Source organism: Rathayibacter sp. AC182, from assembly GCF_979253875.1.
Window position 1 is genome coordinate 1,991,959 of record NZ_CEEDEK010000005.1, and the last position, 21,186, is coordinate 2,013,144.

Consider the following 21,186-nt stretch of genomic DNA (forward strand, 5'->3'; position numbering starts at 1 on the left):
GGCACTGGTACCCGTCGGGATGCGCCATCCATGGATGGCCATACGGGCGTGTGCTTGGGTTCGTGTCACACGACGAGAGGCAGACCACATGAGCATCCGACGCACCGAGCAGACCGGCTCGACCCGACCGAGAACCGTCTCCCTGATCGCGGGGGGCCTCGCCGTCGCGGCTGTCGCCGTTCTCAGCGGCGGAGTCGCCCCTGCGCAGGCGTCGCAGACGTTGTACTGCCCTGCGGCGCAGTTCTGCGCGTGGGAGAACGATCTGCGCGACGGCCACCTCTACAACCACAACGCGACCCAGAGCTTCGTGGGTGACAGCTGGAACGACCGCTTCTCCTCGCTCGAGAACCGGCGGCTGAGCCGCGTCGTCTATTACCAGCACGCGTGGGGCCAGGGACATCAGCGGGAGCTCGGGAAGAACTCGACGGCGTTGCAGCTGCAGTTCGAATGGCGTCCGGACGGTGGCACCTGGAACGACCAGATCTCGAGCGTGACCGTCTACTGAGCGCATGCGCCAGCGCCGACGCACTGCCGTCCTTGCAGCGTGCGCCCTCGTGAGCGGCGTCCTCCTCCTCCTCGCGGGCTGCGCGCCGTCGGACCGCTCCGATCACGCCCGACCGGACATCGTCGTCGTCCCCGGCGCTGCGGTGCTCGACCCGGTCTCCGAGACCGTGCGTCTTCCGCTCGACGCCTTCGGCCCGGATGCTCTCGGCAGGCAGCGGATCCAGCGGGCATCCGATCTCCTGACCGAGGACTGCGCCGCGGAACGCGGCGTCGACGTCGCCCTCGTCGATGTGCTCGACTTCCCGCCCACGACCCTGGGCGATCTGAACTTCTTCGGGGTCTGGACCCGCGAGCGGGCTCTCAGGACGGGCCTCGGTCCCGCCTCGGATCCGCTCACCTCGGCACGGCTCGCGTGGGACGGGACCGTGCCGGGAGCCGCCTACGAGGTCGTGCTCGCCTGTCCGGACGAGTCCGACGAGGCGGCTGCGGCACTCGCTGAGCCGTCTCCGGCCGACTCGGTGCTCGCGCGCGGAACCGCCGAGAGCTGGGAGTGGGCGGAATCGGATCCGGTGTGGCGGGCGGCGCTCCTCCGCTACCGGGGCTGCATGCAGGAGCGCGGGTGGACCTTCGACGACGCCTGGACGCCCTACTCGCCGGTGCTCGCCGAAGCCGCCGACAGCGAGTCCGGGATCCGTGCCGCACTCGACCAGGTGGACTGCCTGCAGAGCACGGGGGCGGCGCAGGCCTTCGTCGACGTGGTCGCCGCCTACCAGGTGGCGTTCCTCGGGGAGAACGAGGCGGCGCTCACGGCGGAGGACGCGGAGTGGGAGGAGCGTCTGACGCTGGCCCGTCGGGTCATCGGCGAGCACGGCGGAGAGTGAGGAGAGTCGCGGCGGCGCCTCTCCGCCGCGCTCAGGCCGGCACGGCCGTGCGTGCCAGCAGCTCCGAGATGCGGCCGGTGCAGCCGCCGCAGCCCGTGCCCGCGCGGGTCGCGGTGCCGATGCACGCGACCGTGTCGTTCCCTGCGGCCGCCGCCTCCGTGATGGTGCCGGCCGAGACGCCGTTGCACCAGCAGACCGTGGCGTCGGGAGCGAACGGGTCGCCGGTGGGCGCGGCGCCCGCATCCGGGGCGTCCAGTCGCAGCAGGCTGGAGCGGTCCGCGGGCAGCTCGGAGCCGCGCTCGAACAGCAGCGTCAACTCGGCGCCCACCCGCGGCAGACCCACCGACACGAAGCCGCGGAGCACTCCGCCCACCGTCACGAGCTTCGCGTACCCGCCGCGGGCCGGGTCGGCCCAGACCGTCACCTCGGCGTGGTCGGCGCACGAGGCGGAGTGGGGAGCCGCGTCCCACGGCTCCGGAGTCGGGTCGCCGCCGGCCACCAGGTCGACGCCGTCGGCCTTCAGCATCACCACCGCGGGGCGTGCCTCGGGCACCCGCTCGTCCGCCTCCCGGCCCGCGGACTCCGCGGAGATCCGGGCCGCGAGGCGGTCGGCCTGCTGCCAGCCCGGCCCGATCAGTCCGCTCGGTCCGCCCTCGACGCGGCCGTCGGGCAGAGCGGAGCCGCGCGGCGCGACGTGCGCGCAGTCGCCGATCGCGTAGACGTCGGGGTCACTCCAGCTGCGCTGGTGCTCGTCGACGAGGATCCCGGTCGAGACGGCGAGGTCGGCGCTCGCCGCGAGCTCGGTGCGCGCGCCCACTCCGCACGACAGCACGAGCAGATCGCCCTCGATCTGCTTGCCGTCGGCGCAGACCAGCGCCTGGAAGTGCGCGCGGCCGAGGTCGTCGTGCGCGAGCAGGATGCTCTCGGAGCGGGCGTGCGAGACCATCTCGACCCCGGCCGCGCGCGCCGCTGCGGCGAGCATCCGCCCGCCGCCGTGGTCGAGGTTGCGGCCCATGGGGATGTCGCCGTGGTAGACGACGACGACCTCGGCGCCCTGCTCGGCCGCCGCGAGCGCGAACTCGACTCCCAGCACTCCCGCGCCCAGCACCACGATGCGGGAGCCGGCGCGGACGGCCTCGCGGACGGTGCGCGCGTCGGCGAGATCGCGCAGGGCGACCACGCGGTCGGGCAGCGGGGCGGCGCCGACGTCGAGCGTCTCGGGCGAGGCCGAGCGGACCCGGCGGTCGCGGCGCGCACGCTCCATGCCGGCGAGCGTGGGCACGTTCGCACGGGCGCCGGTGGCGAAGACGAGGCGGTCGTAGGCGAGGCGCTCGTCGTCGTGCAGGCGCACGACGTTCCGCGCGCGGTCGAGGCCGACGGCGGCGGCTCCGAGGCGAAAGACGACCCCCGCCTCCTCCGCCACGGCGCGGTCGCCGAGGTCGAGGCGCTCGCGCGGGGCACGGCCGACGGCGTACTCGGCGAGCAGCACGCGGTTGTAGGCGTCGTCGCTCTCGGCGCCGACGACGGTCAGCGCGACGGAGCCGGCGCGGACGGCGGGGAGCAGCTCCTCGACGAAGCGCGCGCCGACCGGGCCGTAGCCCAGGAGGACGACGCGCTCGGGGTGGCGGTCAGACGGCATCGGACGCTCCTTCCGCGCGCACCCAGACCCGGGTGCGCTTGAACTCCGGCATGGACGAGATCGGATCGACGACCGCCTCGGTGAGCAGATTGGCGCACTGGCGGCCCGCGTAGTGGAAGGGCAGGAACACGGTGTCGTGGCGGATGTCGGCGGTCACGCTCGCGCGGGCGGTGACGACTCCGCGCGCGTTGCCGATCGAGACGGAGGTCTCGTCGCGCACGCCCAGCCGCGACGCGGTGGCCGGGTGGATCTCGAGCCGCGCCTCCGGCCGCGCGGCGTCGAGCTCGGCGACCCGGCGGGTCTGCGTGCCCGACTGGTACTGCTGCAGGTAGCGCCCGGTGATCAGCGTCAGCTCGTCGCCGCGGTCGACGACCGAGCGGTCGGCGGCGGTGACCGCGACCATCCGCGCGCGGCCGTCGGGGTGGCCGAAGCGCTCGCCGAAGAGGCGGGGCGTGCCGGTGCTGCCGGCGGGGTAGGGCCAGTAGGCCGCGACTCCCGTGTCGAGCAGGTCGTGCGAGAGGCCGGAGTAGTCGGCCGGGCCGCCCGCGGAGGCGCGCGCCAGTTCGTCGAACACCTCCGACGGCACGGTCGACCAGGTCGAGGGCGCGTCCAGGCGGCGGGCGAGCTCGCTCAGGATCCAGAGCTCGCTGCGGACGCCCGACGGCGGATCGAGGGCGCGGCGGCGGCGCAGCACCCGGCCCTCGAGCGAGGTCATGGTGCCCTCCTCCTCCGCCCACTGCGGCACGGGGAGGACGATGTCGGCGAGCGCCGCCGTCTCGGAGAGGAAGAAGTCGCAGACGACGAGGGTGTCGAGCGCGGCGAGTCCCGCCCGCACCGCGTCGACGTCGGGCGCCGAGACGACCACGTTCGAGCCGTGCACGAGGAGGCACTGGACGGAGCGGCCGAGCTCGCCCAGGAGGGCGACGGCGGGGAGGCCGGGTCCGGGGATCGACGCCTCGTCGACCCCCCAGACGCCGGCGACGTGGCGTCGCGCCTCCGGGTCGCGGATCGAGCGGTAGCCCGGCAGCTGATCGGCCTTCTGGCCGTGCTCGCGGCCGCCCTGCCCGTTGCCCTGCCCGGTGAGGGTGCCGTAGCCGGAGCCCGGCCGGCCGACGAGGCCGAGCACCAGCGCCAGGTTGATCGCCGCGGTGGCGGTGTCGGTGCCGTCGACGTGCTGCTCGACTCCGCGGCCCGTGAGCACGTAGGAGCGGCCCTCGGCGAGCCGCCGGGCGGTGCGGCGCAGCAGTTCCACCGGCACGCCCGTGACGGAGGAGGTGCGCTCGGGCCACCACGACGCGACGCTGCGGCGGACCGCGTCGAAGCCTGTCGTGCGCGCCTCGAGGTACTCCGTATCGGCGAGCCCCTCCGCGAGCACGAGGTGGGTGAGCCCGAGCAGCAGCGCGAGGTCGGTGCCGGGTGCGGGCTGGAGGTGGATCCCCGCGCCGTCCTCGGTGAGACGAGCGGTGGCGGAGCGGCGCGGATCGACGACCACGAGTCCGCCGCGTGAGCGCGCCCCCGCGAGGTGGGCGAGGAACGGCGGCATCGTCGCCGCGACGTTCGAGCCGAGCAGGAGGATCGTGTCGGCCTCGTCGAGGTCGGTCACGGGGAACGGCAGCCCCTGGTCGACTCCGAACGCCCGGTTCCCCGCCGCCGCGGCCGAGGACATGCAGAACCTGCCGTTGTAGTCGATCCGGGAGGTGCCGAGGGCGATGCGGGCGAACTTGCCCAGCTGGTAGGCCTTCTCGTTGGTGAGACCGCCGCCGCCGAAGACCGCGACGGCGTCGGCGCCGTGGTGCTCCCGGGTCGAGAGCACCGCCTCCGCCACCGCGTCCAGCGCCCGCTCCCACGACACCTCGGCGAAGTCGCCGTCGGTACCGCGCATCAGCGGAGCACGCAGCCGCTGCCCGCTCGCGAGCAGCTCGGCCGCCGTCCAGCCCTTGGCGCACAGCCCGCCGCGGTTCGTCGGGAACTCCCGCCCGGCGACGGCGATCGGCGTCGGAGCGTCGACCGGCGTCAGCGTCATCGCGCACTGCAGCGCGCAGTAGGGGCAGTGGGAGTCGACGCCCGCGGGGGCGGTCGGTGCGGCGGCGGTCTCCATGCTCAGATCCTGGTCCCCGTCGTCGCGGCGAGGCGGAGGTAGACGCCCGCTGTGATCGCGAGCATCACCGCGTAGGCGGCCACGAACCAGCCCAGTGCCGTCGTGTAGTCGCCGAACGCGGTCTTCGAGAAGCCCAGCAGCTGCGGGATCACGAAGCCGCCGTAGGCGCCGATGGCCGAGATGAGACCGAGGGCTGCGGCGGCCTTGCGCTGGGCGCCGACTCCGTCGCCTCCCGACTGCCGGGCACGCAGGGCGAAGACGGTCGGGATCATCCGGTACGTCGCCCCGTTGCCGATGCCCGCCGCGGCGAAGAGCACGAGGAAGCCCAGCAGGAACAGCCAGAAGCTGCCCAGCGGGAGTGTCGCGATGACCCCGAGGATCCCCGCGCCCATGGCGATGAACGCGGCGATCGTGACCGGGGCGCCGCCGAAGCGGTCGGCGAGGCGGCCGCCGTAGGGGCGGGAGAGCGAGCCGACCAGCGCCCCGAGGAACGCGAGCGTCAGGGTCGCGGAGCCGATGGCGAACGTCGAGTACTCCGGGAACGTGTCGGCGATGAGCTTGGGGAAGACCCCGGCGAAGCCGATGAACGAGCCGAAGGTGCCGATGTAGAGGACCGCGAGGATCCACAGGTGCGGTTCGCGCAGAGCGGCGAGGGAGGCGGCGACGTCGGCCTTCGCGGCCCCGAGGTTGTCCATCCGCTTGTACGCGCCGATCATCGCGACGACGATCAGGGGCACCCAGATCCAGCCGGCGAGCGGCAGGTTGACGGTCGCCGCGGCGCCGATCGTGATCGCGATCGGCACGATCAGCTGGGCGACGGCCGCGCCCAGGTTGCCGCCCGCCGCGTTCAGCCCGAGCGCGTAGCCCTTCTGGGCATGCGGGTAGAAGAAGGTGATGTTCGCCATGGAGCTGGCGAAGTTGCCGCCGCCGAAGCCGGCGAGCGCCGCGATCAGCAGCATCACGCCGAAGGGCGTGTCGGGGTTCCCGACCGCGAGCGCCAGTCCGATGCTCGGGATGAGCAGCAGCGCCGCCGAGACGATCGTCCAGTTGCGCCCGCCGAAGCGCGGCACCATGAACGTGTACGGGATCCGGAGGGTCGCGCCGACGAGGCTCGGCATCGAGATGAGCCAGAAGATCTCGCCGGTGGTGAAGTCGAAGCCCGCCGCGGGCAGCTGTACCACGACGACCGACCAGAGCTGCCAGACGACGAAACCGAGGAACTCGGCGAAGATCGACCAGCGCAGGTTGCGGGAGGCGATGCCCGCCCCTCCGCCTCCCACTGCGCGGGGTCCTCGGGGTTCCAGCCGTCGATCCAGCGGCCGGGCCGGCGGGTGAGGCCGGAGGCGGTGACGGTCGTGGGGGCGGTGGTCGTCGGCGGTGCAGCAGTCATCGTGTTCCTCCGGAGAAGGGTCGGCGCGCGCGGGGGCGGGCTCGGGAAGGGGAGGTGGAGCGGTGGTGGTGCGGGAGGAGCGGGTGCTCAGGCGTGGCGGCCGAACAGCTCCGAGACGATGTCGACCAGCTCGCGGGCGGGCGGGTCGACGGCGGTGAGCAGGGGGGCGGACGCGAGATCGGCGCCGGCGGAGGCGGCGAGCCCGGCGAAGTAGCCGGGGGCCAGGAGGTAGGTCGAGACGACGACGCGCTCGCCGGGGTGGGCGGCCCGCTCAGCGGCGACCGCGTCGGCGACCCGCGGCTCGGCGGCCGAGATGAACGAGACGCTCACCTCGCGGCCGAGCTCGGCGGCGAGCAGCCGACCGGTCGTCCAGCAGTCGGCGACGGCGCCGGCATCGCTGGAGCCGGCCGCGGCGAGCACGATCCGGTCGCCGTCGCCCAGGCCCGCCTCGCGCAGGCGGCGGGCGAGGATCCGGGCGAGTCGCGGATCCGGCCCGAGCGCGCCGGTGACCCGCACCGGCCGCTCCGCCTCGGCCGCGGCCTCGGCGAGGTCGACGTGCACGTGGTAGCCGGCACTGAGCAGCAGCGGCACGACGACCGCCGACCGCCCGGGCTCGAGGGCGCCCAGGGTCTCGGGCACGTCCGGCTGCTGCACGTCGACGAAGGAGTCCAGGACGTCGACGGCCGGATTCGCGGTCCGCACCGCGTCCACGAGCGCGGCGACGGCGCGGCGGCCGTCGTCGTCCGAGGTGCCGTGGGAGGCGGCGATCAGCGCCGTCCGCTGGGCCACCTCGATCACGCCGTCCGACTCCCGAACCATCCAGGTCGCGAGGTGCAGCGACTCGGAGGTGTAGCACCGGCCGGTCTCGAGGTCGAAGACGTCCTTGTGCAGGGGGGAGGCGATGGTGGCGCGCTGCACGCCGTCGACGCTGCGCGAGCCGACGATGCCGCGCGAGAGCACGGCGGCTCCCGTCGCGGGGTCGAGGTTCGAGACGGCGAAGACGCGGCCGTCGGGGAGGAGGAAGAGGGCGAGCTGCACGCCGCCCACGAGGGCGGCCTCGCCCCAGAGCGGCTCGAGCTCGAGCCGGTTGCAGACGGGGACCCAGGTGGTCGTCGTCGCCGGAGCGGACGGGCTGTCGAGGAGTGTCATGGTCCCGCCTTCTCGATCGAGGGGCCGCATCCGGTGGGAGGCGGTGGAGGACGCGCATCCGGTCGGAGGCGGTGATGGACACGGTAGGGACCCCGCGTTTCGTCCGATGACGCCTGCGGTGTCCCGGGCGTAACGAAGCTCTCACGACGGCCGGACCGCCCCGTGAGACGCCCGTCACAGAGCGTTACGTCCGGGCAACGGTGGGGAAACGGCGCGTGCCTACGGTGGAGGGCATGACAACCGCAGGAGCGAACCCCGCCGCCCGAGCCCCTCGACGCGTGCTCGTCGTCGGCGCAGGGCCCGCCGCGCACCGCCTGGTCGACGCGCTCGTGGCACGGACCGGCTCCGACGCCCTCGACATCACCGTCTTCGGCGAGGAGGTGCACCACCCCTACGACCGCGTCGCCCTCTCGAAGCGGCTCGAGGGACTCGTCGACCTGACCCTCGGCGACGGCGCGCTGTGGGAGTCGGCGCGGCTGATCACCTCCTCCCGCGTCGTCGCGATCGATCCGGAGCACCCCCGCGTCGAGCTGGCCGACGGCCGCTGGTTCGAGGGCGACGAGATCGTGCTGGCCACCGGCTCCTCCGCCACCGTGCCCCCGATCGCCGGCGCCGAGCACGGCCGCGTCTACCGCACGCTCGAGGACGTCGACTCGCTCGTCGCCGATCTCGCCGCCTTCCAGGAGCGCAAGGGCCGCCCGGCCAACGTGGTCGTGGTCGGAGGAGGGCTGCTCGGCCTCGAGGCCGCGGGCGGCGCGCACCGGCTCGGCGCGCGCACCGCGCTCATCCACTCCGGCCGCTGGCTGATGAGCGCCCAGCTCGACGAGGGCGCCGGCCAGGCTCTGGGCCGCATCATCTCGGCGCAGGGCATCGCGCTGCACCTCGGCAACCGGCCCACCGAGATCCTGACGTCCCCCACCGGCACGGTGCTCGGCGTCACCCTCACCGACGGCTCGAGCATCAGCGCCGACGTCGTCGTCTTCTCGATCGGCATCACCGCCCGCGACGAGCTGGCGCGCGCGGTCGGCATCGACGTCGCTCCGCGCGGGGAGTGGTGGTCGACGACGCCTGCCGCACCAGCCGCGAGCACGTCTGGGCCATCGGCGAGGTCGCCGCGATCCAGGGACGCACGGTGGGCCTCGTCGCCCCGGCGAACGCGATGGCCGAGGTCGTCGCCGACAGGCTGCTCGGCGGCGACGCGACGTTCCCCGGAGTGGACGACGCCACCAAGCTCAAGCTCTCGGGCGTCGAGGTGGCCAGCTTCGGCGACGCGCTGGGGGCCGGCGAGGGCGCCCTCGAGGTCGTCTACGCCGACCCGGCCCGCGGGCTGTACCAGAAGATCGTCGTCTCGGACGACGCGAAGACCCTGCTGGGCGGCATGTTCGTCGGCGACGCGGGGCCCTACTCCTCCCTCCGCCCCCTGCTCGGCCGCGAGCTGCCCGCCGAGCCCAGCGCGTACCTCGCCGCGGCCGGCGCCGAGGCCCGAGCGGCGACCTGCCCGACGACGTGCAGCTCTGCTCCTGCAACAACGTGTCGGTGGGCGAGGTGCGCCACGCCATCGGCGAGGGCTGCACCGAGCTCGGGCCGCTGAAGGCGTGCACGCGCGCCGGCACCCAGTGCGGGTCCTGCGTCCCCCTGGTGAAGAAGCTGCTCGACACCGAGCTCACGAGGGCCGGCGTCGAGGTGTCGCGCGCACTCTGCGAGCACGTCTCGCTCAGCCGGAGCGAGCTGTTCGAGTCGGTGCGGATCCTGGGCCTCCACTCGGCCGAGCAGGTCATGGAGCGCTTCGGCTCGGGGCTCGGCTGCGACGTCTGCAAGCCGGTCATCGCCTCCGTCCTCGCCACGCAGACCAACGCCTACATCCTCGACGCGGGCCAGGCGCCCCTGCAGGACACCAACGACCGCGCGCTCGCCAACATGCAGAAGGACGGCACGTACTCGGTCGTCCCGCGCATCCCGGGCGGCGAGATCACCCCCGCCAAGCTCAAGGTCATCGCCGAGGTCGCCGAGCAGTACGGGCTCTACACGAAGATCACCGGCGGCCAGCGGATCGACATGTTCGGCGCCCGCCTCGAGCAGCTGCCCGAGATCTGGACCCTGCTCGTCGACGCCGGCTTCGAGTCGGGCCAGGCGTACGGCAAGTCGTTGCGCACGGTGAAGTCGTGCGTCGGATCGACCTGGTGCCGCTACGGCGTGCAGGACGCGGTCGGCATGGCCGTGTTCCTCGAGGAGCGCTACCGGGCCTGCGCTCGCCGCACAAGTTCAAGCTCGGCGTGAGCGGATGCGCGCGCGAGTGCGCGGAGGCGCGCGGCAAGGACATCGGCGTGATCGCGACCGACACCGGCTGGAACCTCTACGTCGGCGGCAACGGCGGCTACCAGCCCGCTCACGCGCAGCTGCTCGCGCAGGACCTCGACGACGCGACGCTCGTGCAGTACATCGACCGCTACGTCATGTACTACGTCCGCACCGCCGAGCGCCTCCAGCGCACGGCGCGCTGGCAGGAGGACCTCCCCGGCGGTCTCGACCACGTGCGCGAGGTGGTCTGCGAGGACTCGCTCGGCATCGCCGCCGAACTGGAGGCCGCCATGGCGACCCACGTGGACACCTACGTCGACGAGTGGGCGGCGACCCTGGCCGACCCCGATCGGCTGCGCCGCTTCCGCTCCTTCGTCAACGCGCCCGACACCGCCGATCCCCGGGTCGCGACCGTGCGCGAGCGCGGCCAGATCCGCCCCGCGGGCAGCGACGAGCGCTCCGACGGACCGGTGCTGGTGGCGGGGACGACGATCCCCGTCGGACCGGTGAGCGTGGTGGGGCCGCCGGCCTCGCTGTCCGCGTCCGCGCCTGCGTCCGGTTCCGCTTCCGCTTCCGTGAAGGAGTCCTGATGCAGCTCTCACTCGACCTGACCGGCCGCCGCGTGCTCGTCGTGGGCACCGCCTCCGGCACCCGCCGCGTGCTCGCCCGCTACCGCGCCGCCGGGGCGCTGGCCGAGCGGCGCGAGGCCGACGACTCGCTGCCCGTGCGGCTGGCCTCCGCCTCCTCCTCCTGGCCGCGGGCTGCCCCGCGCTCCTCGTGTGGGTCGAGGGCTCCGCCGAGCTGCGCGCCGCCGCCTCCGCCGAGGCCGCCCGCCACGGGATCTGGACGGTCGAGGAGGCCGCCGCTCCGCACCGCCCTCGGGCACGTGAGCATCGTCGGCGGGGGCCCCGGCGACTCCGAGCTGATGACGCTCGCCGCGCACCGGGCGCTCCGCGAGGGCCGACGTCGTGCTCTACGACCGCCTCGGCCCGCACGACGGCCTCGCCGACTGGGCGCCCGGCGCCGAGCTGATCGACGTCGGCAAGACCCCGGCCACCACGCGGTGCCGCAGCACGAGATCGAGCGGCTGATGGTCGCCCGCGCCCTCGACGGCCTCGACGTCGTGCGGCTGAAGGGCGGCGACCCCTTCGTCTTCGGCCGCGGGTCCGAGGAGGTGCGCGCCTGCCGCGTCGCCGGAGTCCCCGTCACGGTCGTGCCTGGAGTCACGAGCGCGATCTCGGTGCCGGCCGCCGCCGGCATCCCGGTCACCCACCGCGAGGTCAGCCGCGCCTTCACCGTGGTCTCGGGCCACGCGCCCTTCAGCGAGGAGGAGCTCGGGCACCTGGCCGGCCTCGGCGGCACGCTCGTCGTCCTCATGGGTGTGAACACGCTCCCGCACCTGGTCGCCGGACTGCAGCGCGCCGGGATGGGGGCGGGGATGCCGCTCGCGATCGTCGAGCGCGGCTGGTCGCACGCCCAGCGCACCACGATCACCTCCGTCGGCGAGGTGATGGGGCTGCTCGCCGACCTCGCTCCGCGCTCTCCCGCGGTCATCGTCATCGGCGAGGTCGTGCGCCAGGCCGCGTGCGATGATGCTCAGGATCCCGAGAGCATCGCCCGCGCGGTCGATGCGCTGACCACGTGAGACCCCGAGGCCCCCGATGACCGGCACCGACCGATGAGCGGCACCCCCCGATGAGCGGCACCGACGCGACCGACCTCCGACGCCTCCTCGCCCGGGTTCCGCCCCGACCAGCTCGTCGGCTTCCGCATCGGCGTGACCTCGGACCGCCGCTCCGAGGACCTCATCGCCGCCTTCGAGCGCCGCGGCGCCGACGTCACCCACGCACCCACCATCCGGATGCGCGGCATCGACACCGAGGGCGTCCTCGAGGACGAGACCCGGGCGATCGTCGCCGGGCGTCCCGACATGCTGCTCGCCACCACCTCCTACGGCATGCGCCGCTGGCTCGAGGCGGCCGACGCGGCCGGGCTGGGCGACGAGCTCGTCGACGCGCTCTCGGCCGCGCGGATCCTCGTCAGGGGTCCGAAGGCCCGCGGAGCCGTCCGCGCCGCCGGCCTCGACGACCACGGCATGAGCGAGCGCGAGACCACCACCTCCCTCGTCGACCTCGCCCTGCGCTCCGGAGTGGACGGCCGCACGATCGCCGTGCAGCTGCACGGCTTCACCGACCCGCACCAGCCCGAGCGCTTGACCGACGCGGGCGCGACGGTCCTCACCGCCGCGCCCTACCGCTGGAGCGTGCACGAGGACTCCGCGCGCGTCCTGCGCCTGATCGAGGCGATCTGCTGCGGCGGGATCGACGCCGTCACCTTCACGAGCGCGCCCGCGGTCGAGGCCCTGTTCACCGTCGCCGAGGCCGCGGGCCGGCTCGACGCCCTGCAGGCCGCCTTCCGCGAGACGGTCGTCGCGGCGGCGGTCGGCCCCGTCACTGCGGCCCCGCTCGTCGAGGCGCAGATCCTGCCGATCGTCCCCGACCGGTTCCGGATGGGCGCCCTCATCCGCCTGCTCTGCGAGCACCTCGAGCAGAGCGCGCCGCGCATCGCCACCGAGTACGGGCCCCTCGAGCTGCGCGGCCGCCACGCTGTGCTCGCGGGGAGCGGGTGCCGCTGACCCCCGTGGCGCTGGCACTGTTCCGCACCCTGGTCGCCGCCGAGGGAGCGACCGTCGCGCGCGGCGTGCTCGCCGCCTCCGCCCCCGAGGCGCTCGACGACCACGCGGTCGACGTCGCGATCAGCCGCCTGCGCCAGGCGCTCCCGGAGCCGCGCCTGGTCGCCACCGTCATCAAGCGCGGCTACCGCCTCGCTACCCCCTCTGAGCCCGCCGCCCCGGTCTGCGGGTCGCCGTTGGACACTTTCTGCTGCTCTGACGGCTCCGTAGCCGCAGAAAGTGTCCAACGGTGTCACGCAGCCGGCCGCCAGCCCGCGGCGAGGAGTCGGGCGCGTACCAGAGCGGCACATCCCGCGGGATCTCGGCTGAACGACAGGCCCGAGATCCTGGCGACGGAGTAGCCCGCCGCCGCGAGCCTCTCGTAGCGGATCAGGTCCCGATCCCACTGCGCGCGGTCGGTGCGGTGGTGGTCTCCCTCGTACTCGCCGCCCACCTTCCAGCGGGGGTAGAAGACGTCGACCCGTCCGATGAACACTCCTCCGCGTCGAACAGCTCGACCTGGAGCTCGGGCTCGGGCAGCCCCGCCCTCAGCAGGGCGAGCCTGAAGCGGGTCTCCCGACGCGACTCGGCACCCGAGCGCACGAGGGCGAGGGCGCGCCTAGCCGCTCGGGCTCCCGGACCGGTGAAGCCGGCGACGCGGCGCTCGAGCTCGTCGCGGGTGACCCAGGGGCGCTGATCCCCGGCGACCTGTCGCACCGGCTGGCGCACCAGCGCATCCCCGACCGCCACGAGGTCCTCGAGAGCGAGCACGGTCGCGAGGTGGCAGAAGAGGCTCGCGCCGTCAGTCAGGCGCAGTCCGTGTCGGATGACGGCGCGCACCTCCGGGTCGCGGATCGAATGCCCGATCACACCCTCGCCGCCGGGGAGCTCGACCGGGATGCCGGACCGCGACATGCAGAGGCTCGTCCGGAGCCTCGCGCGGCAGATCGAGTGGCCACAGCCGAGCCGCGGTGAGGTGGCTGAAGACGGCTCCGTCGCCGAGCACGGTCGAGAGCGCCCCGGCCCGCGCCGCGACGGTCGCCGGCGATCCTCTCGGCGCCCGCACGCCCCGATGAGGGATGTCCAGGTCCGCTGCGCGGAGGCGCGCACCGGTGACGTCGTGCGCGGCGGCCTCGGCGATCGAGAACGCACGACCGGGGAGGCCGTCGGGGAGGGGTGAGGGCTCGCGCATCGCAGAAGGGTGCCTCGAATCGGGGCTCTCTCGCTCGCGTTCTCCACAGGCCGGCCCCGCGCGCGCGGCTGCCAGAATGGGGCGCATGAGCAGCGCAGCCCTCCGTGTCGTGATCGCCCCCGACTCCTTCAAGGGGTCCGCGAGCGCGGTCGAGGTCGCCGAGGCGCTCGCCGAGGGCTGGCGCGAGGAGCGTCCCGGCGACGCCATCGTGCTCGCGCCGATGGCCGACGGCGGGGAGGGGACGGTCGACGCGTTCGAGGTCGCCGTTCCCCAGGCGGCGCGGCACACGATCACCGCGACGGGGCCCGACGACCGGCCGGTCGAGACCTCGTGGCTCCTGCTGCCCGGCGGTGCGGCGGTCGTCGAGCTCGCGTCGGCCAGCGGCATCACGCTGCTCGACCCGCTCCGTCCTCTCACCGCGCACACCCGCGGTTTCGGGCAGGCGATCGCGGCCGCTCTCGACGCCGGGGCGCACTCGCTGCTGCTCGCGATCGGCGGCAGCTCGTCGACCGACGGCGGCGTCGGAGGCGCTGCGCGAGCTGGGCGCGCGGTTCCTCACCGTCTCGGGTCACGACATCGGCGACGGAGGCGGGGCGCTGCACGACCTCGCGGCGGTCGACCTGCACGGCGTGCGGCGGGTGCCGGCCGGCGGCGCGCTGATCCTGAGCGACGTCACCAATCCGCTGCTCGGCGACTCCGGAGCGGCGCACGTCTTCGGTCCGCAGAAGGGCGCGAGCCGTGAGGACGTCGTGCGCCTGGACGACGGACTCCGGCACCTGGCCGCGCACCTCGACGCGGATCCGGAGGAGGCGGGCACGGGCCGCGGGCGGCACCGGATTCGGGCTGCTCGCGTGGGGCGCTCGCCTCGCCCCGGGCTCGGCCGCGGTCGGCGAGGCGCTCGGCCTGCCCGCCCTCGTCGAGGGCGCCGACGTCGTGCTCACGGGGAGGGGCGCTTCGACGCCCAGTCGATGGCGGGCAAGGTGCCGTCCTACCTCCTCGGGCTCGCGGAGGCGGCCGGGGCCCGGGCGATGCTGGTCGCCGGAGCGATCCAGGCGCCCACCGGAGCGTTCGCCGCGGCGGCCTCGCTGACCGACGCGGCCGGGTCCTCCGCCGCCGCGATCGCGGAGCCGCTGCCCTACCTGCGCGCGGTGGCGCGGGACCTGGCGCGCCTGGTCTGACCGCGCGCGGCCCCGCCTCCGGTGTCGGTGGTGCGGCCTAGCGTTCGAGCATGATCCCGGACGCGCGACGACCCCTAGATGTGGTGGTCGCCCCTGCCTGCGCACCCAGATGTCGGGAACAGCGACACGCCGACGAGCGTTGTACACAGGGAACGCCGGGAGCTCCTCCACAGCGGTGGATAACTCGGCGCGATCCGCGTCCTTCCGCGGATCCGCGGGCCTCGGCCTGTGGATGAACGGGGAGGAACCGGTGGATAACTACACGAATGTAACTACTAGCCCTAGTGGGCTCCCGTCGGGCGCCCCCCTATATGTAGTATTGCTGAGCAGGTCGGAGCGAGTGCCCCACCGGCGCCCCGCACCACCCCAGACGTACCATTCACGACCGTCTCCTCCCCGATCGGCACGCCGACGAGGAGCACAGGAGCCGGCCCAGGACACCCTCCCGGAAAGGACGACACGCATGGCCGTGACGGTCTACACCAAGCCCTCCTGCGTTCAGTGCACGGCGACCTACCGAGCCCTCGACAGCAAGGGAATCGACTACGAGGTGTTCGACCTCTCCGTCGACGAGAAGGCCCTCGAGGCCGTCAAGGCGCTGGGCTACCTGCAGGCCCCCGTCGTCATCACCGACGACGACCACTGGAGCGGTTTCCGCCCCGACAAGATCGCGACGCTCTGAGGCACCTGAGCGGCGATCTGCGGCGTTGTCGTCGGGCGCCGTAGCGCCGCTACGGCTTCCTCCTCCGCCTTGCAGCTCACCACTCAGGCGCCTCAGAGCAGGTGCGAGTGGAAGAGCCCTCACGCTCCGTCGGTCCGGGTGGGCAGGTTCTGCCCCGGATCGGCGGAGGATCCGAGTCGCGAGGCCCGGGTCCTCACCGGAACGACCGCCAACGACGCCCCGCAGGGCACCCGGAGGAGGAGCACGCGATGAGTGAGCTCGTCTACTTCTCCAGCAGCTCGGGCAACACGCACCGCTTCATCGAGAAGCTGGGGCGGCCCGCGCAGCGCATCCCGCTGCACTCGCACCGCGACGGCGCCAAGGCCGAGACGCTCCACGTCGACGAGCCGTACGTGCTCGTCCTGCCGACCTACGGCGGCGGGATCGACGGGGAGCGGTGCCCAAGCAGGTCATCCGGTTCCTCAACCAGCCCCGCAACCGCTCCCTGCTCCGCGGCGTGATCGGCGCCGGCAACACCAACTTCGGCGAGGCCTACTGCCTCGCCGGCGACATCATCGCGAGGAAGTGCGCCGTGCCGCACCTCTACCGCTTCGAAGTATTCGGAACCCCAGACGACGTCCGCGCCGTCGACGAAGGATTGGACACGTTTTGGACGCAGCAGTGATCGACGCCCCCCGGGACGCCGCGCAGATGGACTACCACTCGCTCAACGCGATGCTGAACCTGTACGGCCCGAACGGAGAGATCCAGTTCGACAAGGACCGCGAGGCCGCTCGCGAGTACTTCCTGCAGCACGTCAACCAGAACACCGTGTTCTTCCACTCCCTCAAGGAGCGCCTGGACTACCTGGTCGAGAAGGAGTACTACGAGCAGGCCGTGCTCGATCAGTACTCGTTCGGAGTTCATCCAGCAGCTGAACGATCTCGCGTACTCCAAGAAGTTCCGCTTCGCGACCTTCCTCGGCGCCTTCAAGTACTACACGTCGTACACGCTCAAGACGTTCGACGGGAAGCGCTACCTCGAGCGCTTCGAGGACCGCGTCGTGATGACCGCGCTCGGGCTCGCCCAGGGCGACGAGAAGCTCGCCGTCGCCCTCGTCGAGGAGATCGTCGCCGGCCGCTTCCAGCCCGCGACCCCCACGTTCCTCAACACGGGCAAGGCCCAGCGCGGCGAGCTCGTCTCGTGCTTCCTCCTGCGCATCGAGGACAACATGGAGTCGATCGCCCGCGGCATCAACTCCGCGCTGCAGCTCTCCAAGCGCGGCGGCGGAGTGGCGCTCTCGCTCTCCAACATCCGCGAGGCCGGCGCCCTGATCAAGCAGATCGAGAACCAGTCCTCGGGCATCATCCCCGTGATGAAGCTCCTCGAGGACAGCTTCAGCTACGCCAACCAGCTCGGCGCCCGCCAGGGTGCGGGAGCCGTGTACCTCTCGGCGCACCACCCCGACATCCTGCGCTTCCTCGACACCAAGCGCGAGAACGCCGACGAGAAGATCCGCATCAAGACGCTGTCCCTCGGCGTCGTCGTGCCCGACATCACGTTCGAGCTCGCGAAGAACAACGAGGACATGTACCTCTTCTCGCCCTACGACGTCGAGCGCGTCTACGGCCTGCCCTTCGGCGACATCTCGATCTCCGAGAAGTACCGCGAGATGGTCGACGACCCGCGCATCAAGAAGACCAAGATCTCGGCGCGCGAGTTCTTCCAGACCATCGCCGAGATCCAGTTCGAGTCGGGCTACCCCTACATCGTGTTCGAGGACACGGTGAACAAGGCGAACCCGATCAAGGGCCGCATCAACATGTCGAACCTGTGCTCCGAGATCCTCCAGGTCAACACCCCGACGACCTACAACGAGGACCTCTCCTACGCCACCATCGGCAAGGACATCTCCTGCAACCTCGGCTCGATGAACATCGCGCTGACCATGGACTCGCCCGACTTCGGCCGCACCATCGAGACCGCCATCCGCGGTCTCACCTCGGTGTCCGACCAGTCGCACATCACCTCCGTCCGCTCGATCGAGGACGGCAACGACAAGTCGCACGCCATCGGCCTGGGCCAGATGAACCTGCACGGCTACCTCGCCCGCGAGCGCATCCACTACGGATCCGAGGAGGGCATCGACTTCACCAACATCTACTTCTACTCGGTGCTGTTCCACGCCCTGCGCGCCTCCAACAACATCTCCATCGAGCGCGGCACCACCTTCGAGGGCTTCGCCGACTCGAAGTACGCCTCGGGCGAGTTCTTCGACACCTACACCGAGAAGGAGTGGGCTCCCGCCACCGAGCGCGTCGCCCGCCTCTTCGCCGACGCCGGCATCGCCGTCCCCACCCAGGACGACTGGCGCTCGCTGAAGGCCTCGGTCATGGAGCACGGCATCTACAACCAGAACCTGCAGGCGGTCCCGCCCACCGGCTCGATCTCGTACATCAACAACTCGACGTCCTCGATCCACCCGATCGCGTCGAAGATCGAGATCCGCAAGGAGGGCAAGCTCGGCCGCGTCTACTACCCGGCGCCGTTCATGACGAACGACAACCTGGAGTACTACCAGGACGCGTACGAGATCGGCTACGAGAAGATCATCGACACCTACGCGGCGGCGACGCAGCACGTCGACCAGGGACTCTCGCTGACGCTGTTCTTCAAGGACACCGCGACCACCCGCGACATCAACCGCGCGCAGATCTACGCCTGGCGCAAGGGCATCAAGACCATCTACTACATCCGTCTCCGCCAGCTCGCGCTGGAGGGCACGGAGGTCGACGGCTGCGTCAGCTGCATGCTGTAGCGTCCGCCGCGGCACCCACCCGAACGACACCGCACGACCTATCCGCACGAAGAAGAGATCATGACTCCCCCTGAGAAGCTCAAGCTGGTCAGCCACGTCAACGCCATCAACTGGAACCGCATCCAGGACGACAAGGACGTGGAGGTCTGGAACCGCCTCACGAGCAACTTCTGGCTGCCCGAGAAGGTCCCGCTGTCCAACGACATCCAGTCGTGGAACACGCTGACCCACGAGGAGCAGCAGCTCACGATGCGCGTGTTCACGGGCCTGACCCTGCTCGACACCATCCAGGGCACGGTCGGCGCGGTGTCGCTCATCCCCGATGCGATCACCCCGCACGAGGAGGCCGTCTACACGAACATCGCGTTCATGGAGTCGGTGCACGCGAAGAGCTACTCGTCGGTCTTCTCGACGCTGTCCAACACCCAGGACATCGACGAGGCGTTCCGCTGGTCCGTGGAGAACCCGAACCTTCAGAAGAAGGCCGAGATCGTCATGGACTACTACCGCGGCGACGACCCGCTGAAGCGCAAGGTCGCCTCGACGCTGCTCGAGTCGTTCCTCTTCTACTCGGGCTTCTACCTGCCGATGTACTGGTCCTCGCGGGCCAAGCTCACCAACACGGCCGACCTCGTGCGCCTCATCATCCGCGACGAGGCCGTGCACGGCTACTACATCGGCTACAAGTTCCAGAAGGGCCTCGAGCGCGTCGACCAGGCCAAGCGCGACGAGATCAAGGACTACACGTTCTCGCTGCTCTACGAGCTCTACGACAACGAGGCGCAGTACACGCAGGACCTCTACGACCAGCTCGGCCTGACCGAGGACGTCAAGAAGTTCCTGCACTACAACGCCAACAAGGCCCTGATGAACCTCGGCTACGAGCCGATGTTCCCCAAGCAGGTCACCGACGTGAACCCCGCGATCCTGTCGGCCCTCTCGCCCAACGCGGACGAGAACCACGACTTCTTCTCGGGCTCCGGCTCCTCCTACGTGATCGGCAAGGCCGTGAACACCGAGGACGAGGACTGGGACTTCTAGGCGTCGACACCACGTCCGGTCCTCCACGGCGAACGGCCCCTCCCCGACACAGGTGAGGGGCCGTTCCTCGTTCGCGGGGACGGCGCGCTGGTCAGCCGTCGAGGAGCGCGGCCCGGATCGTGCGGAGCAGCGCCGGGGCGTGCACGGTCACGGTCGCCCACAAGCGCTCGTTGTCGAGCGCGGAGTAGTTGTGCGCGGCGATGTTCCGCGTCGCTCGCAGCCCTTCGACCGCGTCGCCGGGCAGCTGTGCGACGACGGCGGCCGGCAGGTCGCGGTGCACGAACTCGGCGAGAGTGATCAGGGCGAGCGCGCCGATGTCCCTGCTGTCCGAGACGGGGCGGATGAACTCGGTTTCGCCGTCTCGCGCGGCACGATCGAGGCGGGAGAGGAGCCGGTCCGCCTCGAGGATCAGCCGGGAGCGCTTGTCGGCGTCGTCGGCGGGGCGGCGGGGGCGGGCGGTGAAGCGGCCGGGCGTCGTCGCTCCGTCGTCCGGCCAGGTCACAGCGGCACCGCCTCGCGTCGGATCGCCGCCACGACCTCGTCGTCGGGGCTGTCGATCACCACGTCCACCGGGAACCCGAGGAGCGCCTCGGCGCGACCGCGGAACGCGGCCAGGCGGAGGAAGTCGACGGACGGATCCGCCGTGACGAGCAGATCGATGTCGCTCCGTTCGTCGTCCGAGCCGCGGGCAGTCGATCCGAACACCCGGACGTCGCCCAGTCCGTGCTCTGCGGCGAGCTGGAGGACGTCGTCGGCGAGGTACTCCAGAACGATCGACGGGCGGAGTCGGGCGGCCCGGAGGAGTCGCTCGAGCAGTTCCGGACTCGGACGACGCGCCCCGGTTTCGATCGCGGCGATGTTCGGCTGGCGCAGACCGGTGGCCGCGGCGAGTGCCGTCTGCGACATCGCGACGTCCTCGCGGGCGCGCCGCAGAACGGCGCCGAGGGGGAGGCGGTCGAGGTTCACGACCGAATCATATCGCCGTGGTATGTCAGAGCGGCAGGCGCATGAGCACCCGTGGGAAGCCGTTCAGCACCGAGGTCGTGTCGGCCGCCCACGAGAAGCCGGCGCGCTCGAAGAGGGCGCGGGTGCCGACGTAGGCCATCGTCTGCTCGACCGTCGCGCCGCGGTTGTCGACCGGGTAGCCCTCGATCGCCGGGGCTCCGTGCGACCGTGCGAAGTCGACGGCGCCGGCGAGCAGGGCGTGCGAGATGCCGCGGCGGCGGAAGCCGGGGCGGACCCGGATGCACCAGACCGTCCACACGTCGAGGTCGTCGACGTGCGGGATCCTCCGGTTCTTCGCATAGCTCGTGTCCGCACGGCGGTGCACGGCGGCCCAGCCTGCCACCTGGTCGCCGTCGTAGGCGAGCACGCCCGGCGGGGGATCCTGCGCCACCAGCTCGCGCATCCGCTCGCCCCGTGCAGGACCGCGGAGGGAGGTGTTCTCGGTGGAGGAGAGCAGCCGGTAGCTCAGGCACCAGCACACGCTCGCATCGGCTCGCTTCGGCCCGTTCATCGTCGCGACGTCCTCGAAGACGGACGCCGGGCGCACCTCGATCGTCATGACGGCACCCTCTCACCGGGGAGGGGGACGAGCAAGCATCCGGATTGACCACTCCGGCTCATGAATCGCACCAGCACCCGCTGTTGGACGCCACTCAGCCGG

Annotated in this window: 14 protein-coding genes and 7 pseudogenes; 13 read left to right on the forward strand and 8 right to left on the reverse strand. The window is 72.1% G+C overall.

Translation table 11 applies throughout. The features are described 5' to 3' along the window. Positions 1-88: 88 nt before the first annotated feature. Positions 89-505 (forward strand): peptidase inhibitor family I36 protein, encoded by a 417-nt coding sequence (locus AC0CII_RS22540; RefSeq protein ID WP_465226379.1) that lies wholly within the window; start codon positions 89-91, stop codon positions 503-505. A gap of 49 nt (positions 506-554) precedes the next feature. After that, positions 555-1,385 carry a hypothetical protein gene (locus AC0CII_RS22545; protein ID WP_465226378.1) on the forward strand — a complete coding sequence of 277 codons (831 nt, stop codon included), beginning with the start codon at positions 555-557 and terminating at the stop codon, positions 1,383-1,385. A gap of 31 nt (positions 1,386-1,416) precedes the next feature. Here the strand turns inward: AC0CII_RS22545 and AC0CII_RS22550 are convergent, their stop codons facing one another. The 4 genes and pseudogenes from AC0CII_RS22550 to nirD all read right to left on the reverse strand — a co-directional run bounded on the left by AC0CII_RS22550 (position 1,417) and on the right by nirD (position 7,661). Beyond that, positions 1,417-3,024 carry an FAD-dependent oxidoreductase gene (locus AC0CII_RS22550; RefSeq protein ID WP_465226377.1) on the reverse strand — a complete coding sequence of 536 codons (1,608 nt, stop codon included), beginning with the start codon at positions 3,022-3,024 and terminating at the stop codon, positions 1,417-1,419. Further along, positions 3,014-5,122, reverse strand: a complete 2,109-nt coding sequence (locus AC0CII_RS22555; RefSeq protein ID WP_465230693.1) for a molybdopterin oxidoreductase family protein — start codon at positions 5,120-5,122, stop codon at positions 3,014-3,016. The genes AC0CII_RS22550 and AC0CII_RS22555 overlap by 11 nt, the downstream gene beginning before the upstream one ends. Positions 5,123-5,124: 2 nt before the next feature. Further along, positions 5,125-6,512 (reverse strand): annotated as a pseudogene (locus tag AC0CII_RS22560) (MFS transporter). An 87-nt stretch (positions 6,513-6,599) separates the two neighbouring features. After that, entirely contained in the window at positions 6,600-7,661 is a 1,062-nt protein-coding gene (nirD, locus tag AC0CII_RS22565; protein WP_465226375.1) for a nitrite reductase small subunit NirD, read from the reverse strand. A gap of 233 nt (positions 7,662-7,894) precedes the next feature. Here nirD and nirB point away from each other — a divergent pair. From nirB to AC0CII_RS22585, 4 genes and pseudogenes are all read left to right on the forward strand, one after another. Beyond that, positions 7,895-10,549, forward strand: a pseudogene (nirB, locus tag AC0CII_RS22570) (nitrite reductase large subunit NirB). Next, entirely contained in the window at positions 10,549-11,604 is a 1,056-nt protein-coding gene (locus tag AC0CII_RS22575; protein ID WP_465230694.1) for a uroporphyrinogen-III C-methyltransferase, read from the forward strand. Before nirB ends, AC0CII_RS22575 begins: the two are co-directional and overlap by 1 nt. Before the next feature lie 132 nt (positions 11,605-11,736). Then, positions 11,737-12,594 (forward strand): uroporphyrinogen-III synthase, encoded by an 858-nt coding sequence (locus AC0CII_RS22580; protein ID WP_465230695.1) that lies wholly within the window; start codon positions 11,737-11,739, stop codon positions 12,592-12,594. Continuing rightward, positions 12,585-12,992, forward strand: a complete 408-nt coding sequence (locus tag AC0CII_RS22585; RefSeq protein WP_465230696.1) for a winged helix-turn-helix domain-containing protein — start codon at positions 12,585-12,587, stop codon at positions 12,990-12,992. Before AC0CII_RS22580 ends, AC0CII_RS22585 begins: the two co-directional genes overlap by 10 nt. A gap of 28 nt (positions 12,993-13,020) precedes the next feature. On the opposite strand, the gene AC0CII_RS22590 is transcribed toward AC0CII_RS22585, so the two are convergent. Continuing rightward, entirely contained in the window at positions 13,021-13,545 is a 525-nt protein-coding gene (locus AC0CII_RS22590; RefSeq protein ID WP_465230697.1) for a hypothetical protein, read from the reverse strand. A 362-nt stretch (positions 13,546-13,907) separates the two neighbouring features. On the opposite strand from AC0CII_RS22590, the pseudogene AC0CII_RS22595 reads away from it, so the two are divergent. From AC0CII_RS22595 to nrdF, 7 genes and pseudogenes are all read left to right on the forward strand, one after another. Continuing rightward, positions 13,908-14,288: pseudogene (locus AC0CII_RS22595) on the forward strand (glycerate kinase); the annotation flags it as partial. Further along, positions 14,173-14,565 (forward strand): annotated as a pseudogene (locus AC0CII_RS22600) (glycerate kinase); the annotation flags it as partial. The pseudogenes AC0CII_RS22595 and AC0CII_RS22600, both read left to right, overlap by 116 nt. Continuing rightward, a pseudogene (locus tag AC0CII_RS22605) lies at positions 14,561-15,000 on the forward strand (glycerate kinase). The pseudogenes AC0CII_RS22600 and AC0CII_RS22605, both read left to right, overlap by 5 nt. 463 nt (positions 15,001-15,463) lie before the next feature. After that, positions 15,464-15,682: a glutaredoxin-like protein NrdH gene (gene nrdH / locus AC0CII_RS22610; protein ID WP_068255139.1), complete on the forward strand. Its 219-nt coding sequence runs from the start codon at positions 15,464-15,466 to the stop codon at positions 15,680-15,682. A gap of 248 nt (positions 15,683-15,930) precedes the next feature. Further along, a pseudogene (nrdI, locus tag AC0CII_RS22615) lies at positions 15,931-16,346 on the forward strand (class Ib ribonucleoside-diphosphate reductase assembly flavoprotein NrdI). A 26-nt stretch (positions 16,347-16,372) separates the two neighbouring features. Beyond that, positions 16,373-18,479, forward strand: a pseudogene (gene nrdE / locus AC0CII_RS22620) (class 1b ribonucleoside-diphosphate reductase subunit alpha). A gap of 60 nt (positions 18,480-18,539) precedes the next feature. Continuing rightward, positions 18,540-19,520, forward strand: coding sequence for a class 1b ribonucleoside-diphosphate reductase subunit beta (gene nrdF / locus AC0CII_RS22625; protein WP_055791099.1), 981 nt, complete (start codon positions 18,540-18,542; stop codon positions 19,518-19,520). Positions 19,521-19,611: 91 nt separating this feature from the next. On the opposite strand, the gene AC0CII_RS22630 is transcribed toward nrdF, so the two are convergent. Genes AC0CII_RS22630 through AC0CII_RS22640 form a run of 3 tightly spaced genes read right to left on the reverse strand, consistent with a single transcriptional unit; the run spans position 19,612 to position 21,084 of the window. Then, a complete protein-coding gene (locus AC0CII_RS22630; RefSeq protein ID WP_465226371.1) occupies positions 19,612-20,022 on the reverse strand; it encodes a HepT-like ribonuclease domain-containing protein in 411 nt (136 codons plus the stop codon). Continuing rightward, a complete protein-coding gene (locus AC0CII_RS22635) occupies positions 20,019-20,486 on the reverse strand; it encodes a helix-turn-helix domain-containing protein (RefSeq protein ID WP_465226370.1) in 468 nt (155 codons plus the stop codon). Before AC0CII_RS22635 ends, AC0CII_RS22630 begins: the two co-directional genes overlap by 4 nt. Before the next feature lie 25 nt (positions 20,487-20,511). Further along, a complete protein-coding gene (locus AC0CII_RS22640) occupies positions 20,512-21,084 on the reverse strand; it encodes a GNAT family N-acetyltransferase (RefSeq protein ID WP_465226369.1) in 573 nt (190 codons plus the stop codon). Positions 21,085-21,186 lie beyond the last annotated feature (102 nt).

Excerpts from the sequence above, each read along its gene's own strand:
- nirD (WP_465226375.1), bottom strand. The coding sequence starts at position 7,661 with ATGACACTCCTCGACAGCCCGTCCGCTCCGGCGACGACGACCACCTGG.
- AC0CII_RS22575 (WP_465230694.1), top strand. The coding sequence starts at position 10,549 with ATGCAGCTCTCACTCGACCTGACCGGCCGCCGCGTGCTCGTCGTGGGC.
- nrdH (WP_068255139.1), top strand. The coding sequence starts at position 15,464 with ATGGCCGTGACGGTCTACACCAAGCCCTCCTGCGTTCAGTGCACGGCG.
- AC0CII_RS22540 (WP_465226379.1), top strand. The coding sequence starts at position 89 with ATGAGCATCCGACGCACCGAGCAGACCGGCTCGACCCGACCGAGAACC.
- AC0CII_RS22640 (WP_465226369.1), bottom strand. The coding sequence starts at position 21,084 with ATGACGATCGAGGTGCGCCCGGCGTCCGTCTTCGAGGACGTCGCGACG.
- nrdF (WP_055791099.1), top strand. The coding sequence starts at position 18,540 with ATGACTCCCCCTGAGAAGCTCAAGCTGGTCAGCCACGTCAACGCCATC.
- AC0CII_RS22590 (WP_465230697.1), bottom strand. The coding sequence starts at position 13,545 with ATGTCGCGGTCCGGCATCCCGGTCGAGCTCCCCGGCGGCGAGGGTGTG.
- AC0CII_RS22555 (WP_465230693.1), bottom strand. The coding sequence starts at position 5,122 with ATGGAGACCGCCGCCGCACCGACCGCCCCCGCGGGCGTCGACTCCCAC.
- AC0CII_RS22550 (WP_465226377.1), bottom strand. The coding sequence starts at position 3,024 with ATGCCGTCTGACCGCCACCCCGAGCGCGTCGTCCTCCTGGGCTACGGC.